The organism is Streptomyces sp. NPDC088730, from assembly GCF_044751215.1.
Taxonomy (GTDB): domain Bacteria; phylum Actinomycetota; class Actinomycetes; order Streptomycetales; family Streptomycetaceae; genus Streptomyces.
Genome location: NZ_JBIVLK010000001.1, coordinates 557,179 through 572,324, shown reverse-complemented (window position 1 = coordinate 572,324; position 15,146 = coordinate 557,179). Strand labels below are relative to the sequence as shown.

The 15,146-nt window shown below is 71.6% G+C and carries 15 protein-coding genes; 3 read left to right on the top strand and 12 right to left on the bottom strand.

The annotated features are described in order from the left end of the window. Positions 1-98 precede the first annotated feature (98 nt). The 5 genes from era to ACIP89_RS02415 all read right to left on the bottom strand — a co-directional run bounded on the left by era (position 99) and on the right by ACIP89_RS02415 (position 5,064). A complete protein-coding gene (gene era, locus ACIP89_RS02435) occupies positions 99-1,073 on the bottom strand; it encodes a GTPase Era (RefSeq protein WP_199884410.1) in 975 nt (324 codons plus the stop codon). Between the two features lie 63 nt (positions 1,074-1,136). Further along, the gene (locus ACIP89_RS02430; RefSeq protein WP_401921402.1) at positions 1,137-2,090 is read right to left on the bottom strand and encodes a WxL protein peptidoglycan domain-containing protein; all 954 of its coding nucleotides are present in this window, start codon (positions 2,088-2,090) and stop codon (positions 1,137-1,139) included. Positions 2,091-2,178: 88 nt separating this feature from the next. Beyond that, positions 2,179-3,546: a beta-xylosidase gene (locus ACIP89_RS02425; RefSeq protein ID WP_401921404.1), complete on the bottom strand. Its 1,368-nt coding sequence runs from the start codon at positions 3,544-3,546 to the stop codon at positions 2,179-2,181. A 216-nt stretch (positions 3,547-3,762) separates the two neighbouring features. Continuing rightward, positions 3,763-4,116 carry a cytidine deaminase gene (locus ACIP89_RS02420; protein WP_024491636.1) on the bottom strand — a complete coding sequence of 118 codons (354 nt, stop codon included), beginning with the start codon at positions 4,114-4,116 and terminating at the stop codon, positions 3,763-3,765. Positions 4,117-4,170: 54 nt separating this feature from the next. Then, positions 4,171-5,064, bottom strand: coding sequence for a helix-turn-helix transcriptional regulator (locus ACIP89_RS02415; RefSeq protein WP_401921406.1), 894 nt, complete (start codon positions 5,062-5,064; stop codon positions 4,171-4,173). Between the two features lie 101 nt (positions 5,065-5,165). Between ACIP89_RS02415 and ACIP89_RS02410 the strand changes: the two genes are divergently transcribed. Beyond that, entirely contained in the window at positions 5,166-6,575 is a 1,410-nt protein-coding gene (locus tag ACIP89_RS02410; protein ID WP_402112519.1) for an MFS transporter, read from the top strand. Between the two features lie 77 nt (positions 6,576-6,652). After that, positions 6,653-7,045 carry an SgcJ/EcaC family oxidoreductase gene (locus ACIP89_RS02405; protein ID WP_401921409.1) on the top strand — a complete coding sequence of 131 codons (393 nt, stop codon included), beginning with the start codon at positions 6,653-6,655 and terminating at the stop codon, positions 7,043-7,045. Between the two features lie 72 nt (positions 7,046-7,117). Here ACIP89_RS02405 and ACIP89_RS02400 read toward each other — a convergent pair whose 3' ends face one another. From ACIP89_RS02400 to ACIP89_RS02380, 5 genes are all read right to left on the bottom strand, one after another. Continuing rightward, positions 7,118-7,471, bottom strand: a complete 354-nt coding sequence (locus ACIP89_RS02400) for an MmcQ/YjbR family DNA-binding protein (protein ID WP_401921410.1) — start codon at positions 7,469-7,471, stop codon at positions 7,118-7,120. Beyond that, on the bottom strand, positions 7,468-8,763 hold the full coding sequence (locus ACIP89_RS02395) for a hemolysin family protein (RefSeq protein ID WP_401921411.1): 1,296 nt from the start codon (positions 8,761-8,763) through the stop codon (positions 7,468-7,470). Before ACIP89_RS02395 ends, ACIP89_RS02400 begins: the two co-directional genes overlap by 4 nt. Then, the gene (ybeY, locus tag ACIP89_RS02390) at positions 8,760-9,257 is read right to left on the bottom strand and encodes an rRNA maturation RNase YbeY (RefSeq protein WP_311305765.1); all 498 of its coding nucleotides are present in this window, start codon (positions 9,255-9,257) and stop codon (positions 8,760-8,762) included. Before ybeY ends, ACIP89_RS02395 begins: the two co-directional genes overlap by 4 nt. A 9-nt stretch (positions 9,258-9,266) precedes the next feature. Further along, entirely contained in the window at positions 9,267-10,316 is a 1,050-nt protein-coding gene (locus ACIP89_RS02385; protein WP_401921412.1) for a PhoH family protein, read from the bottom strand. Positions 10,317-10,449: 133 nt separating this feature from the next. After that, positions 10,450-11,553 (bottom strand): carbohydrate kinase family protein, encoded by a 1,104-nt coding sequence (locus tag ACIP89_RS02380; RefSeq protein ID WP_401921413.1) that lies wholly within the window; start codon positions 11,551-11,553, stop codon positions 10,450-10,452. Between the two features lie 334 nt (positions 11,554-11,887). On the opposite strand from ACIP89_RS02380, the gene ACIP89_RS02375 reads away from it, so the two are divergent. Continuing rightward, complete coding sequence (locus ACIP89_RS02375; RefSeq protein WP_401921414.1) at positions 11,888-13,246, top strand: MFS transporter; 1,359 nt, start codon at positions 11,888-11,890, stop codon at positions 13,244-13,246. On the opposite strand, the gene ACIP89_RS02370 is transcribed toward ACIP89_RS02375, so the two are convergent. Further along, on the bottom strand, positions 13,210-14,202 hold the full coding sequence (locus tag ACIP89_RS02370; RefSeq protein ID WP_401921415.1) for an adenosine deaminase: 993 nt from the start codon (positions 14,200-14,202) through the stop codon (positions 13,210-13,212). The two genes, ACIP89_RS02375 and ACIP89_RS02370, sit on opposite strands and share 37 nt — an antisense overlap. 33 nt (positions 14,203-14,235) lie before the next feature. Continuing rightward, complete coding sequence (locus ACIP89_RS02365) at positions 14,236-15,144, bottom strand: ribonuclease Z (protein ID WP_402112517.1); 909 nt, start codon at positions 15,142-15,144, stop codon at positions 14,236-14,238. Positions 15,145-15,146: the final 2 nt, after the last annotated feature.

The following is a 15,146-nucleotide window of genomic DNA, read 5'->3' as shown; positions in this document are numbered from 1 at the left end:
GAACCCATCCCCACCGCCGCCCCCGCACCCCTCGGCCCCGGGGGGCCTCAGCGGCTTCGCTCGGTTGCGCCGGCCTCCGGCCGTCGGACCGGGCCCGCTCAGAACCCCAGCTTGCGCAGCTGCTTGGGATCGCGCTGCCAGTCCTTGGCGACCTTCACGTGGAGGTCCAGGAAGACCGGTGTGCCGAGCAGGGCCTCGATGTGCTTGCGGGACTTGGTGCCGACGTCCTTGAGCCGCTGGCCCTTCGGGCCGATGATGATGCCCTTCTGGCTGGGCCGCTCGATGTAGACGTTGGCGTGGATGTCGAGCAGCGGCTTGTCCGCCGGCCGGTCCTCGCGCGGCAGCATCTCCTCGACGACGACCGCGATGGAGTGCGGCAGCTCGTCGCGCACGCCTTCGAGCGCCGCCTCCCGGATCAGCTCGGCGACCATGACCATCTCGGGCTCGTCCGTGAGGTCGCCCTCCGGGTAGAGCGGCGGGCTCTCGGGGAGCAGCGGGGCGATCAGGTCGGCCAGCAGGCCGACCTGGTCGTCCTTGACGGCCGAGACCGGGATGATCTCCGCCCATTCGAAGCCGAGCTCCTCGCCGAGGCGGGAGACGGCCAGCAGCTGTTCGGCGAGCTGCTTGGACTCGACCAGGTCGGACTTGGTGATGATGGCGATCTTGGGCGTCTTCTTGATGCCGGCGAGTTCCTTGACGATGTACTTGTCGCCGGGGCCGAGCTTCTGGTCGGCGGGCAGGCAGAAGCCGATGACGTCGACCTCCGCCCAGGTGGTGCGTACGACGTCGTTGAGACGCTCGCCCAGCAGGGTGCGCGGCTTGTGGAGGCCGGGGGTGTCGACCAGGATCAGCTGCGCGTCCGGCCGGTGCACGATGCCGCGGACCGTGTGCCTGGTGGTCTGTGGCCGGTTGGACGTGATCGCCACCTTCTGGCCGACCAGAGCGTTCGTAAGGGTGGACTTGCCCGCGTTGGGACGGCCCACGAAGCAGGCGAAGCCGGCCCGGTGCGGGGCGGTGTTCTCTGCCTGCTGCGCAGCAGCTTCTGGGTTAGGTCGAGCGCTCATGGCGCCCATTGTCCCCGATCCCGGCGGCACTGCCGCACCACGGCGGCCGGCGGCGCCGCCGGGTCGCTCGTCTCAGGCCCTGCGGCGACGGCTCCGACGTGCCCGTATCCACAGCCCCGCGCCCCCGGCGAGCAGCGCCAGGAGCACCCCGGCGACCAGCCAGGGCAGCGCGAAGTACCCGGCGGCGGCGGACTCGCGGGTGTCGCGGGCGCTGGCGGTCAGCTTGACCTCGCCCCACTCCAGCTGCGGCGCGCCCTTCCACTCCTCGGTGAGCCGGACCTCCTGCCGGGGCAGCAGCTCGGACGGGATCCGTTTCAGGTCACGGGCGAGCAGGGTGCGGCCGAAGAGCCCCTCGGCCTTGAGCGCGACCTTGGGGCTGAGGGTGACGTTGCCCCGGTTGTGGAGCGTGTACGAGATGACGGCGCGGGATCTTCCGGTGCCCGGGACGAGCGGCTGGGTGTGCTCGACCCTGACGTCGTCGACGGAGAGCGCGGGCATCGTCGGGCCGTTGACCCGCAGATAGATCCGGGCGCCGACGGCCTGCTGGATGCCGACGGCCACCGCGCCCGCGTCGGCGGGGTCGATGCGCTCGTCCAGCGCGACGAGGGCGCCGGGGTGGTCGCCCGGTTCGGCGTCCTCGGGGACCTTGATCGTGAGGGGCACGGTGACCGAGCCGTGCGGCTTCACGGTGACCCGGTCGCGGTCGGTCGTGGCCCAGGCGCCGACGGAGCGCTGTTTCTCGTTCAGCGCGCGGACCGCGAATCCGCCGTCGCGTTCGGTGTTGTACGCGTCGGCCGCGTAGAGCCGGAAGGTCAGCGGGGCGGCGGTCTTGTTCTTGACGGTCACCTTGTCGGTGAGGGTGGCTCCGGGGTCGGCCGAGAGGTAGAAGTACGGCCGGGTGCCGGTGGCGGCGGTGGCCGGGAAGACCGACCAGCTGCCGTTGTCGGCGGCGCCCGCCGCGGGGGCGCCCAGCAGGAGCAGTGCTGTGGACAGCACGGACGACAGGAGTACGGACAGCTTGCGCACGGTGCGGGCCCCCAGGGTGCACGCGTTGGCGGGGTGGGTGGACCGGCCGGGTGCGCGCCCGGCCCACCGGTTGATCAGCGCTCCCGGCTCACGTCAGGGTGAGGGTGAGCACTCCGGAGTAGGTGCCGGCGGCGGCGTACGCCGGTACGTCCAGCGACAGCCCGGCGTCGACGGTGAACTCGCCTCCGGTGAAGGCGCCGTTCGGCGTGGAGGCCAGGGTGGCTCCCGCGCTGCCGACCGAACCCTGTGAGCCCGCCGCGCAGGTGCTCGGGCTGCCGGCCTTCGTCGTGCAGGCCGGGCTCCAGCCGAGCGCGGAGGCGCCGATCGTGGCACCGGCCGGGCCCTTGAAGTCGGTGACCTTGCCGGTCAGCGACCAGCCCGCGGGGCCGCCGCGGAAGTCCTTGACCGTGACCGTCCGCAGGTCGCCGGTGGATGCGCCGCCCTTGCCGAAGTCGACCGCCGACAGTTCGACGGAGTCCCCGGCCTGCGACATGGAGAGCGTGCCCGCCTTGACGGTCGAGGTCAGCTTCTGGCTGCCGTCCGGTGTCTCCCCGCCGCCTCCGGTGACGGTGTAGGCCTGGGGGCCCGCGCCCTTGGCGGCGTCCCAGGCGGCGCCCTCGTAGGCGACGATTCCGGTGGTCGCGGGGTCGTTGACGGTGAGCCGTCCGGTGAAGCCGCCCGAACCGTCCGCGGTGGCCGTCGCGGTGTCACCGGTCTGGGCGTCCCCGGCCCGGCCGGCGAGGGTGACGGACGCGCCCGCGGTGAACTTCGACCCGACCACGCCGACCTGGTCGCCGGCCGCGCCGGAGGCCGCCCCGAGCTGGATGGCGCGCTCGTTGACCTGGCCGCCGCCGTCCGTCGCGATGACCGTCTGGGAGACCGGCGCGGGCGGATCGGTGACCGTGCAGGGGGTGTCCAGCTCCATGATGTAGCTGGTGTGGATGTTGTAGTCGCCGGGCGAGAGGGTGATCTCTCCGGGCGCGGTGACCGTGAACGTGCCGGTCATGGAGAACGACGGGAACTCTCCCTTGCCGGGCACCGGACCGTTCTTCTTCGGACCCGCCACCGTGATGTCGGCGGACTGCGCACCGGCGACGGTGACCTTGCCGGTCGGCGTCATGATGTCGGCGGGCAGCGCCAGATCGACCGGGTTGCTCGCGGCCGGTTTGACGACGGTGTACGTCACGGTGACCGTGTCGCCGACCTTCGGGGCCGCGTTGTCGACGCTGATCTGCGCGGACGTCGTCCCGTCGATCGGCGGGATCCCGGCGATCGCGGGCGGGATGCAGTGGGTCGGGAAGTCGACCGCCACGGACGCCGCCGCCATGGCCTGGGCGGGTCCGGCGAGCAGTCCTCCCCCGGTGACGACGAGCGCGCCCACCCCCAGCGCGGCGGCCCAGCGGCGGCTTCCGCGCCGCGTTCCCGGGCTGTCGGATCTTCGAATGGCTGGACTCATGGAGCCCCCTCCTGCGGATGTGCGGCGCGGCGGCTCTTCCGCGCCGGCAGGGGGCCATTGATGACTCCGGCCGAAAAGAAGTCAATGGAAGCGAAATGCGCTGACTGATGGACCATCAGATACTGTCAAGATCGACGCTCCCCGCACGTCGTGTGCGCACGCCCGGCACCGATGGGGCGCCGGGCGTACGCACACGACGTGCCGGTCCTGCGAAGGTCAGCCCGCCGTCACGGTGAGCCGCAGCACCCCGTCCGGCCCGGCGAGCAGCACCGGGGTGTCCGCCCCTCCCAGGTCCCGTACCGCGGCCCGGTCCTCCGGTGAGGGCGTCTCGGCCTCGGAGACGACCGCGGCCGCCTCCAGCGAGGTGGCGCCGCTCGCCACGGCCATGGCCACGGCCGTCCGCAGCGCGCTCAGGCGCAGCGACTCCAGCTCCACCGTGCCCGCCACATACGTACGTCCGGTCTCGTCCCGTACGGCCGCGCCCTCCGGCACACCGTTGCGGGCGCGGGCGCTGCGCGCCAGCGTGACGATCTTGCGGTCCTCGGCGCCGAGGTCGGTGCTATCGCTCATGTGCCGAGCATACGAAGAGCGCGGCCGGACACGGCACCGGGGCGCCCGGCCGTCTCACCCCTGGACCTGGCGCATCATGCCCCGGCGGCCCTCCGGCGAGGCCAGCAGGCGGAACTTCTCCTCTGTGCCGGTGCCCGGCCACGGGTTGTGCAGCACGATCACCAGGTCCGGGCGGGCCGGGATGCGCAGCTGGGTGGCCTCCACGACCAGGGTGCCCACCACCGGGTGGTTCAGCTCCTTGCGCATCTGGCCGCCGGGCGCGATGTCCCGGCGCTCCCAGAGCGCGGCGAACTCGGGGCTGCGCTCCCGCGCCTCGGCCACGATCGCCCGGAATCCCTCGTCGTCGGGGCATTCGGAACAGGCGGCCCGGAACTGGGCGACGACCTGGGCCGCGATCTCCTGCCAGTCCTTGCGCCGGGCGCGGTGGACCGGGTCCGTGAAGAAGTCGATCACGCAGTTCTGCGTCCGGCCCGGCCCCATCCCCATCACCGTCGCGGCCGCGTCGTTGTACAGGATGACGTTCCAGTACGCGTCCATGATGTGGGCCGGGAACGGCATCCAGCGGTCCAGCAGCCGCTGCAGGCCGTCGCACATGTCCGCGTGGGCCGGATCGACCTGTGCGGCGGGCGGGTTGAGCCCGGCGAGGACGTAGAGGTGCCGGCGTTCCGCGCTGCTGAGCCGCAGCACCCGGGCCACCGAGTCCAGCACCTGCGGCGACACGGTGATGTCCCGGCCCTGCTCCAGCCACTGGTACCAGGAGACGCCCACCCCGGCGAGGACGGCGACCTCCTCGCGACGCAGCCCCGGGGTGCGGCGCCGGGCACCGCCGTCCGGGAGGCCCGCCTGTGACGGGGTGACCCGCGCCCGCCGGCTCATCAGGAATTCCCGCAGCTCGCCCAGACGGTGCGCCTTGCCCGCGTCCGCCGTGATCCGGGCCGGTGTGCCCACGTACTCCCCCTGGTGTCCGGGCCCGCGCCTGCCTGGTGGTGCGGCCAACAGGATAAGTTCCCGCTCCCCACGGATATTCCGGCGCCCGCAGGCTCATGGGCATGGCGATCCATCCCCCGGCTCAAGAAGCTGTCATTCCTCCCGCGCCCCCTGCCCCGGACCGGCTCTCCGGCCGGGCCCGGCTGGTGCTCCTCGTCCTGTGCGCCGCCCAGTTCATGGTGTCGCTCGACTTCTCCGTACTGAACGTGGCGCTGCCCGTCCTCGGTGACGACCTCGGCCTCGGCCGGTCCGGTCTGCAGTGGGCGATCACGGCGTTCGCGCTGCCGTCCGGCGGATTCCTGCTCCTCTTCGGCCGGATCGCGGACCTCTACGGCCGCCGCCGGATGTTCCTCACCGGCCTCGCCGTCTTCGGGGCCGCGTCCCTGCTGGCCACCCTCGCCTGGAACCCGGCCGCGTTCCTCACCGGGCGGGCGCTCCAGGGGCTCGGCGCCGCGGTGATCGTGCCGACCGGGATGTCCCTGCTCACCACCACCTTCCCGGAGGGTCCGCAGCGGGACCGGGCGCTCGGCATCAGCGGCACGCTGCTCTCCCTCGGCTTCACCGTCGGCATGGTGGCCGGCGGGACGCTCACCGACACCCTGGGCTGGCGCTCCACGATGGGGCTGCTGACGGTGGCCGCGGTCGCGGTGCTCGCGACGGCCCCCGCACTGCTCGCCGAGTCCCGCACGCCGGACCGGCCCCGGCTCGACATCCCCGGTGCGGCAACGGTCACCGGCGGACTCCTCGCCCTGATCTACGCCCTGTCCACGGCGGCCGAGCACGGCTTCGGGCGCGGGGACGTACAGATCGCCCTCACCCTCGGGGTCGCGCTGTTCATCGCCTTCGGGGCCGTCGAGTCGCGTGCGACGGCCCCGCTGGTCTCGCTGCCGATGCTGCGCCGCCGCACGGTGGCCTTCGGCAACCTGGGCGGGCTGCTCACCTTCTCGATGATGAGCACCATCGTCTTCGTCCTGACCCTGTACCTCCAGGAGGTGCTGGACCTGTCGGCGTTCGGGACCGGGCTGGTCTTCGGGGTGCAGGGCCTCGCCTCCGTGGCGGCCGGGGTGTACGCCCCCAAGGTGATCGGCCGGATCGGCGCCCGGCGGACCCTGTCCTTCTCGCTCCTCGGTCAGGGCCTGTTCATCGCGGCGCTGCTGGGCCTCGGCACGGACTCGGGCGTCTGGCTGGCGACCGCCGCGGTCTCGCTGTCCAGCGTCTGCCATCTGGGCGCGATCATCGCGTACGGACTGACCGTCACCTCTGGTGTGCCGAACGAGGAGCAGGGCCTGGCGACGGGCCTCGTGACGACGACCCAGCAGGTGGGGCTCACGGTCGGCATCCCGCTGCTCGGCGTGGTGGCGACCGCCCAGGTGTCGCTGTTCGACGGCGTACGGACCGTGGTCGCGGTGGCCGCGGGACTGCTGATCGTCGGGGCAGGAGTGGTGGCCGCGGGGCTGCGGCGGGCCTCGTAGAGGGAACAGCGGGGGTGCTCGGTGCGGTGAGAACGGGTCTTGACCTCAAGTTCCCTTGAGGTAAAAGAGTGTTCCGCATGGACACCGAAAGCGCAGACATCAAAGCCATCGAGCAGGTCGTCACCACGGTCGAGCACACCCAGCGCGCCAAGGACGTCGAGGGGTTCCTCGCGCTCTTCCACCCCGAAGCGATCTGGACCACCGGCCACGGCAAGGTCCTGATCGGCTTCGACGCGATCGCCGAGTTCACCCGCGCCGTGCTGCCCGCGGCCAGCTGGGACGGCGAGATCACGTACGAGGCGGTGCACACGGAATTCCTGAGGCCCGACGTGGCGGCCGTCAAGGTCCGGCAGGTCTACCACGCGCCGGAGGGCGAGTCGGAGGGCGCTCCGCTCTACGTCATGACGAAGCAGGATGACGGGAGGTGGCTGCTGCACGCCTGCCAGAACACCGAAGTGCGGCTCTCCTAGACCCCGGCCGGCTCCGCGGCGTGGGGTGACCGGCACCGTGCCGGTCACCCCACGCCACCCGGCCGAAAGACCCTAGGCCCTGTCGAGCTTCAGCCGCTCCGCCCGGGGCAACCCCGCCACCACCAGGTCGTAACTGTCCTCGATCAGCTCACGCAGCTTCGCCGCCGGCAGCCCCGACACCGTCACGGTGTTCCAGTGCCGCTTGTTCATGTGCCACCCCGGCGCCACGGCCTCGTACTCCTCCCGGAGCCGCTCCGCGTCGTCGGGGTCGCACTTGAGGTTCACCGTCAGCGGCCGGGTGTCCAGCGAGCTCAGCGCGAACATCTTTCCGAGCACCTTGAAGACGGACGCCTCCGGCCCGAACGGGAACTCCTCGGTGCTCGCGTTGAACTCCAGGCAGAACGCCCTCAGCTCCTTCGGAGTCATGCCGCCGCCTCCTCCTCCGGCGGGGCCAGCGGCTCCACCAGCACCGTAACGATCTTGTTCCGGCGGCCCGCCGGGGACTCGGCGGTGAGCCGAAGCCGGCGCCCGTCGGGCAGCTCCACCTCGGAGGACGCACCGGCGATCGGGACCCGGCCCAGCGCCTTCGCGAGCAGCCCGCCGACCGTCTCCACGTCCTCGTCGTCGTACTCGTCGAGGCCGAACAGCCCGCCGAGGTCCCCGATGTCCAGGCGCGCGGTGACCCGGAAGCAGCCGTTCTCCAGCTCCTGGACCGGCGGGAGTTCGCGGTCGTACTCGTCGGTGATCTCGCCGACGATCTCCTCCAGGATGTCCTCGATGGTGACGATGCCCGCCGTGCCGCCGTACTCGTCGATCACGACGGCCACATGGCTGCGGTCCTGCTGCATCTCGCGCAGCAGGTCCCCGGCGTTCTTCGTGTCCGGCACGAACGCCGCGGGACGCATCGCGGTGGAGACCAGATCGGCCTCCGACTCCCGGTTGATGTGCGTCTTGCGGACCAAGTCCTTGAGATAGACGATCCCGACGATGTCGTCCTCGTTCTCCCCGGTGACCGGGATCCGCGAGAAACCGGAGCGCAGCGCGAGGGTGAGCGCCTGCCGGATCGTCTTGTAGCGCTCGATGCAGACCAGGTCGGTGCGCGGCACCATCACCTCGCGCACGAGCGTGTCACCGAGCTCGAAGACGGAGTGCACCATGCGGCGTTCCTCGTCCTCGATCAGCGACTCCTGCTCCGCGAGGTCGACCATGGCCCGCAGCTCCGCCTCGCTGGCGAACGGGCCCTTGCGGAACCCCTTGCCCGGCGTCAGCGCGTTGCCGATGAGGATCAGCAGCTGCGGGATCGGGCCCATGATCCTGGCCAGCGGCAGCAGGACGTACGCCGCCGCCGTGGCCGTGTTCAGCGGGTGCTGGCGGCCGATGGTGCGCGGCGAGACCCCGATGGCCACGTAGGAGACGAGGACCATGACCCCCATGGCGACGGCCAGCGCCTCCCAGGTCTCGGGGAGCTCCTTGAGACAGGCGTAGGTGACCAGCACCCCGGCGGCCATCTCGCAGGCGACCCGTACCAGCAGGGCGACATTGAGATAGCGGGTGGGGTCGGCCGCGACCTGTTCCAGCTTGTCGCCGCCGCGCCGGCCCGAGCGGACCGCCTCGGCCGCCCGGAAGCTGGACGTACGCGCGATACCGGCCTCGGCACACGCCGCCAGCCAGCCGACGACGACCAGCAGGACGACACCGAGGACGAGCGGCAGGCTCACGAGACGGTGGGGGCGGGCGAGGGGCCGGTCATGCCGCGCTCACCGCGCCAGCCGTCCACGATCGCCGCCTGGAGGCCGAACATCTCGGCCTTCTCGTCCGGCTCCTCGTGGTCGTAACCGAGCAGGTGCAGCACCCCGTGGACGGTGAGGAGCTGGAGCTCCTCGTCCATGGAGTGCCGCGTCTCGGCGTCCTCGCCCTGCTTCTTGGCGACCTCCGGGCAGAGCACGATGTCGCCGAGGAGCCCCTGCGGGGGCTCCTCCTCGTCCTTGGCCGGCGGACGCAGCTCGTCCATCGGGAAGGACATGACATCGGTCGGACCCGTCAGATCCATCCACTGGATGTGGAGCTGTTCCATGGCGTCGGTGTCCACCACGATCACCGAGAGCTCGGAGAGCGGGTGGATCCGCATCCGGGCGAGTGCGTAGCGGGCGATGTCGAGGATCGCCTGCTCGTCGACCTCGGTTCCGGACTCGTTGTTGACGTCGATCGACATGGTGCGCTGCTACTGCTTCCCGTTGTGACGGCCCTGGCCCTTGCCGGCCGGGCCGTGCTGCTCGCCTTGGCTGTCGTACTTCTCGTACGCGTCGACGATACGGCCGACCAGCTTGTGCCGGACGACATCCTGGGACGTGAGCCGGGAGAAGTGCACATCGTCGACGCCCTCCAGGATGTCCTGCACCTGGCGCAGACCGCTCTTCGTCCCGTTCGGCAGGTCGACCTGGGTGACGTCACCGGTGACGACGATCTTCGAGTCGAAGCCGAGCCGGGTGAGGAACATCTTCATCTGCTCGGCGCTGGTGTTCTGCGCCTCGTCCAGAATGATGAAGGCGTCGTTGAGGGTACGGCCCCGCATATACGCCAGCGGCGCGACCTCGATCGTGCCCGCCGCCATCAGCCGCGGGATCGAGTCGGGGTCGAGCATGTCGTGCAGCGCGTCGTAGAGCGGGCGCAGGTACGGGTCGATCTTGTCGAAGAGCGTGCCGGGCAGGAAGCCGAGCCGCTCCCCCGCCTCGACCGCGGGCCGGGTCAGGATGATCCGGCTGACCTGCTTGGACTGCAGGGCCTGGACCGCCTTGGCCATGGCGAGGTAGGTCTTGCCGGTACCGGCGGGGCCGATGCCGAACACGATCGTGTGCTTGTCGATCGCGTCGACGTACCGCTTCTGGTTGAGGGTCTTCGGGCGGATCGTGCGGCCCCGGCTGGAGAGGATGTTCTGGGTGAGCACCTCGGCCGGCGTCTCCGCACCGTCCGCCTGGCCGTTGTCCGTGGCCCTGAGCATCGCGATCGAACGTTCCACAGCGTCCTCCGTCATCGGCTGACCGGTGCGGAGCACCAGCACCATCTCGTCGAACAGGCGCTGGATCAGGGCGATTTCCGCCGTGTTTCCCGTCGCGCTTATCTCATTGCCCCGGACGTGGATGTCGGCTTCCGGGAACGCCGCTTCGATCACGCGCAGCAGCGAGTCGCCCGATCCCAGGAGCATCACCATGGGGTGTGCGGCCGGGATCCTGATGTGGGCACGCGCCTGCGGCTGTGTTGGTGTCTGAGTCATGGGCCGGCCCTCGGGCCTGCGCATACCTCCCGTTGCAGGGTTCTCGCTGCTCGACAACCTCTGGAGTACCAAGCCTACGACTCCGTCACGACAACTCGGAGAGGTTTTCCCGGGCGGGGCGCGGCCCGCCCGGTCACGGCCGGAAGCCGATCGTCGGGACGGCCCTGCGCAGCGGCCAGTGGCGGGCCGTGGCCGGGAGCAGGTCCTGGAGGAACGCGTACCGCTGGAGCGCCGCCGGGTCCTGGCCGGCGCAGGTGCGGACCTGCTGCCACCAGGCGGCGATCTCCGCCCAGCCGGGGGCCGACAGCGAGCCGCCGAACTCCTGGACGGAGAGGGCGGCGGTGAGTCCGGCGAAGGCGAGCCGGTCCGCGAGCGGCCAGTTGGCCAGGGTGCCGGTGACGAACCCGGCGACGAAGACGTCGCCCGCGCCGGTCGGGTCGAGCGCCTCGACCCCGATCGCGGGGACCTCTGCGGCGGTCCCGGTGGCCGAGTCGACCGCGTAGGCGCCCTCCGCACCGAGGGTGACGACGGCGAGCGGTACGTGCTCGGCGAGCGCGTGCGCGGCGGCGCGGGGGCAGTCGGTGCGGGTGTAGCGCATGGCCTCCTGCGCGTTGGGGAGGAACGCCTGGCAGTGCGCCAGGTCGGTCAGGCCCGCCAGGTCCCAGCGGCCGGTCTCGTCCCAGCCGACGTCCGCGAAGACCTTGGCGCCGCTGCGGGCGGCCGCGGCCACCCACGGCTCGCTGCGGCCCGGGACGAGCGAGGCGACGGCGGCGCGGGCCCGGGGCGGGCACTGCGGGAAGGCGGCGGCGGCCGGGTCGGGCGCGGCGGGCGGCGGGGCCTCGTGGCCGTGCGAGACCATCGTCCGCTCGCCCTCGTACGCCATGGAGACGGTGACCGGGGAGTGCCAGCCGCGCACGGTGTGCGACATCGAGAGGTCGATGCCCTCGCCCTGCTCCAGGGCGTCCCAGCAGTACTCGCCGTAGTGGTCGTCGCCGAAGGCCGCGGCCAGCGAGGTGTGCAGGCCGAGCCGGGCCAGCGCGGTGGCCATGTTGGCGACCCCGCCGGGGCTGGAGCCCATGCCGCGGGCCCAGGACTCGGTGCCGCGCACGGGGGCGCTGTCCAGGCCGGTGAAGATGATGTCGAGGAAGACCGTGCCGGTGAGGAAGACGTCGCAGTCCGGGTCCTGCGGCGCGCGCAGCCCGTCCAGTGGGTCGATTCCTGGCATCCCAGTGCTCACCTTGCACTCCCCGGTCGTGGCAGTTCCGGCCAGTGTGCCCGATTCACTCCGCCGTTCGGGGGGTCCACGCCGGGTCCGGTCACACAGAGCCTGACCTGCATAAACATGCGTTGCTACCCGCATACGAACGCGACAAACACATAAGTGGCTTAGATCACAGCGAGGCGGCTTTCGGTCAGGCGGGGGCGCTTGATACAAATTGGCCCGCGAGCACCGTTGGAGGCGTTTTCCGACGAGTGCGTCGACTTCTTCGCATTTCCTTCATTTTCTGCGTTTTCGCCTTACCCCCTCTCTGTCTTCTCCCGCCTCTTCTGGCATGTCTTCAGGAACGCCCATGTCCTCGCGCCCTCGCGCCGCGTGGCCGCTGGTCGCCGTGTTCACCGCCGGCTACCTCGCCTCATATCTGCTCCCCACCATCGTGGGGAGGCTCTCCGTCTATCTGGGCCTCAGCCCGGCCCAGGGCGGTCTGGTCGGCAGCACCCTGCTGCTGAGTTCGGCCTGTGCCGGGTTCTGCCTGGCGGGCCGGGTCGAGACGTACGGGCCGCGCAGACCCGCGCGGATCGGGCTGGTCCTGGCCGCGCTCGGCTACGGCTGCGCGGCGCTGGCCGGTTCCGTACCGCTGGTGGTCCTGGGCGTGGTGGTCGGCGGCTTCGGATCCGGCACGGCGACCGCGGTCGCCGCGGCGGGCATCGCCGCCCAGCGCGATCCGCACCGGACCTCGTCCCTGGGGCTGCTCAGCGTCTCCGCGACCGCCGGGCTCCTCTACCTGACGATCCCTCACCTGGGCGGCGGGCACCGGCTGCCGTTCGCCTCGATCGCCCTGGTCGCGCTCCTCGTCTGGCCCGCCACGTCCCGGCTGGGCGGCGCGGTGCCCGCGGGTCCCGCCGTTCCCGCCGCCGGACGGCTGCCGCACCGCCGCTCCGGACTGGTGCTGGCGGGCGGCATGCTCATCTGGTCGATGGCGCAGAACGCGCTCTGGGGCGTCAGCAGCCGCATCGGGATAGTCCAGGTCGGGCTCTCCGAAGTCTCCATAGGAGCGGTCTTCGCCGCCGCCCTCGGCGCCGGACTGCTCGGCGTGATGGGCGCCGGACTGCTGGGCGCACGGCTCGGACGCGCGGTCCCGATCGGGCTGGGCACCGTGATCATCGCGGCGATGATCGTGGTCAGCTCCTCCGCGGACGGCCTCCGCTCGTTCGCGACCGGCGAGATCGTGTGGAACACCTTCTACCCGGTGGTCCTGTCGTATCTGATCGGTCTGGCCGCCTCACTGGACGTACGCGGCCGCTGGGCGGTCCTCGCCGGCTCGGCCTCCTCGGTGGGCGTGGCCTGCGGGCCGCTGCTGGGCAGCGTGCTGTCCGAGGCGTCCGGCTACCCGGTGATGGGGCTGGTCCTGGGCGCCGTGACCCTGGTGGTCGCGGTCCCGGTGACGGCCGTCGCGCTGCACAGCGGTGGCCGGCCGCTGGTGCCGGGATCTGTGCGCCGCAGGGGCGGTGCTCCGGCCGCCCTGCTCGCCGTCACCACCGGCGCGGTGCCCGGCGCCGTGCCCAGGCTGGGCGCGCCCGAGCAGGCCGTCACGGAGCTCAGCCTGCCCGAGCTGCGCCGCAGGCGACTGGTCAGGAGTGCGTTCCGGACGGCCGGCCCGGCCGGCGGGGACGGTCAGTCGAACGCGTACGCCTCGACCTCGGAGAGGTAGCGCGCCCGGCGCTCCTCGTCGTGGTCGAGGAAGGCCGCCTCGAAGGAGTTGCGGGCCAGGGTGCGCAGCTGTTCGCGCTCCAGGCCGAGCGCCTCGTGGACGGCGTGGAAGGTGTCCCCGACGTACCCGCCGAAGTAGGCGGGGTCGTCGGAGTTCACCGTGCAGAGCAGCCCGGCGTCCATCATGGCCCGCAGCGGGTGCTCCTCCAGGGTGTCGATGGCCCGCAGCCGCACGTTGGACAGCGGGCAGAGGGTGAGCGGCACCCGTTCCGCGACCAGCCGCTCCACCAGCTCCGGGTCCTCCATGCAGCGCAGCCCGTGGTCGATGCGCTCCACCCCGAGTACGTCGAGGGCTTCTCGGATGTAGGCGGGCGGGCCCTCCTCGCCGGCGTGCGCGACCTTGCGCAGCCCGAGCGCCTCCGCGGCGGCGTACACCTCGCGGAACTCGGCGGGCGGGTGGCCGACCTCCGCCGAGTCCAGGCCGATGGCGCTGATGCGGTGCAGATGCGGCTTCGCGGCCTCCAGGGTCTCCAGCGCGGAGTCGGCGGACCGGTCGCGCAGGAAGCACATGATCAGCTGGGTGGAGACCCCGTGCTTCTCCTCGCTGCGCTCCAGCGCCCGGCCGAGCCCTTCGACGACCGTGCCGATCGGGACACCTCTGGCGGTGTGCGCCTGCGGGTCGAAGAAGATCTCCGCGTGCCGCACACCCTGCGCCGCGGCGCGGGCGAGATAGGCGTCGGCGAGCTCGGTGAAGTCGTCCTCTGTCCGCAACACCGCCATCAGCGCGTAGTACAGGTCGAGGAAGCTCTGCAGATCGTCGAAGAGGTAGGCGGTGCGCAGCTCCTCGGTGTCCGCGTAGGGCAGTCGCACGCCGTTGCGGGCGGCGAGCGCGAAGGCCAGCTCGGGTTCGAGGGTTCCTTCGATGTGGAGGTGGAGTTCCGCTTTGGGGAGGTGCACGGTTTCTCGCTAACGCAGGTGGTACTGGTGCTGTTACTGGTGACGCGTGGGGACCGGGACCGTGATCAGGTCCTGGGCGACGGTGAGTTCGCCCTCGAATCCGGCGGCGCGGGCCTGTGCCTCGAACGCCTCCTGGTCCGGGTAGCGCTGCGAGAAGTGGGTGAGCACGAGGTGCCGTACGCCCGCTTCCCGCGCCACCCCGGCCGCCTGTCCGGCGGTGAGGTGGCCGTGGTCGGTGGCGAGCCGTTCGTCCTCGTCGAGGAAGGTCGACTCGATGACCAGCATGTCGCATCCCTCGGCCAGGGCGTACACGCCGTCGCAGAGCCTGGTGTCCATGATGAACGCGAACCGCTGTCCGCGCCTGTGCTCGGAGACGGCGTCGAGGGTGACTCCGCCGAGGGCGCCCTCGCGCTGGATCCGGCCGATGTCGGGCCCGGTGATCGAGTGTTCGGCGAGCCGGGCGGGCAGCATGCGGCGCCTGTCGGGTTCGACGAGGCGGTAGCCGTACGACTCGACGGGGTGGGACAGCTTGTGGGCGCTGAGCGTGTACGCGTCCGTGGTGGCCAGCGGCCCGTCGGCGGCGACCGGGGCCTGGTCCAGCTCGACGGACTCGCGGTAGGCGGTCGCGTACCGCAGCCGGTCGAAGAAGTGCTGTCCGCTCGCCGGGTAGTGCGCGGCGACGGGGTGCGGGACCTGGTCGAGGTTGATCCGCTGGATCACCCCGGCCAGCCCGAGCGAGTGGTCGCCGTGGAAGTGCGTGACGCAGATCCGGTTGATGTCGTGCGCGGCGACACCGGCCCGCAGCATCTGGCGCTGGGTGCCCTCGCCGGGGTCGAAGAGGAGGCCCTCGCCGTCCCAGCGGAGCAGGTAGCCGTTGTGGTTGCGGTGCCGGGTCGGGACCTGGCTGGCGGTGCCGAGGACGACGAGTTCACGTGCGGACACGG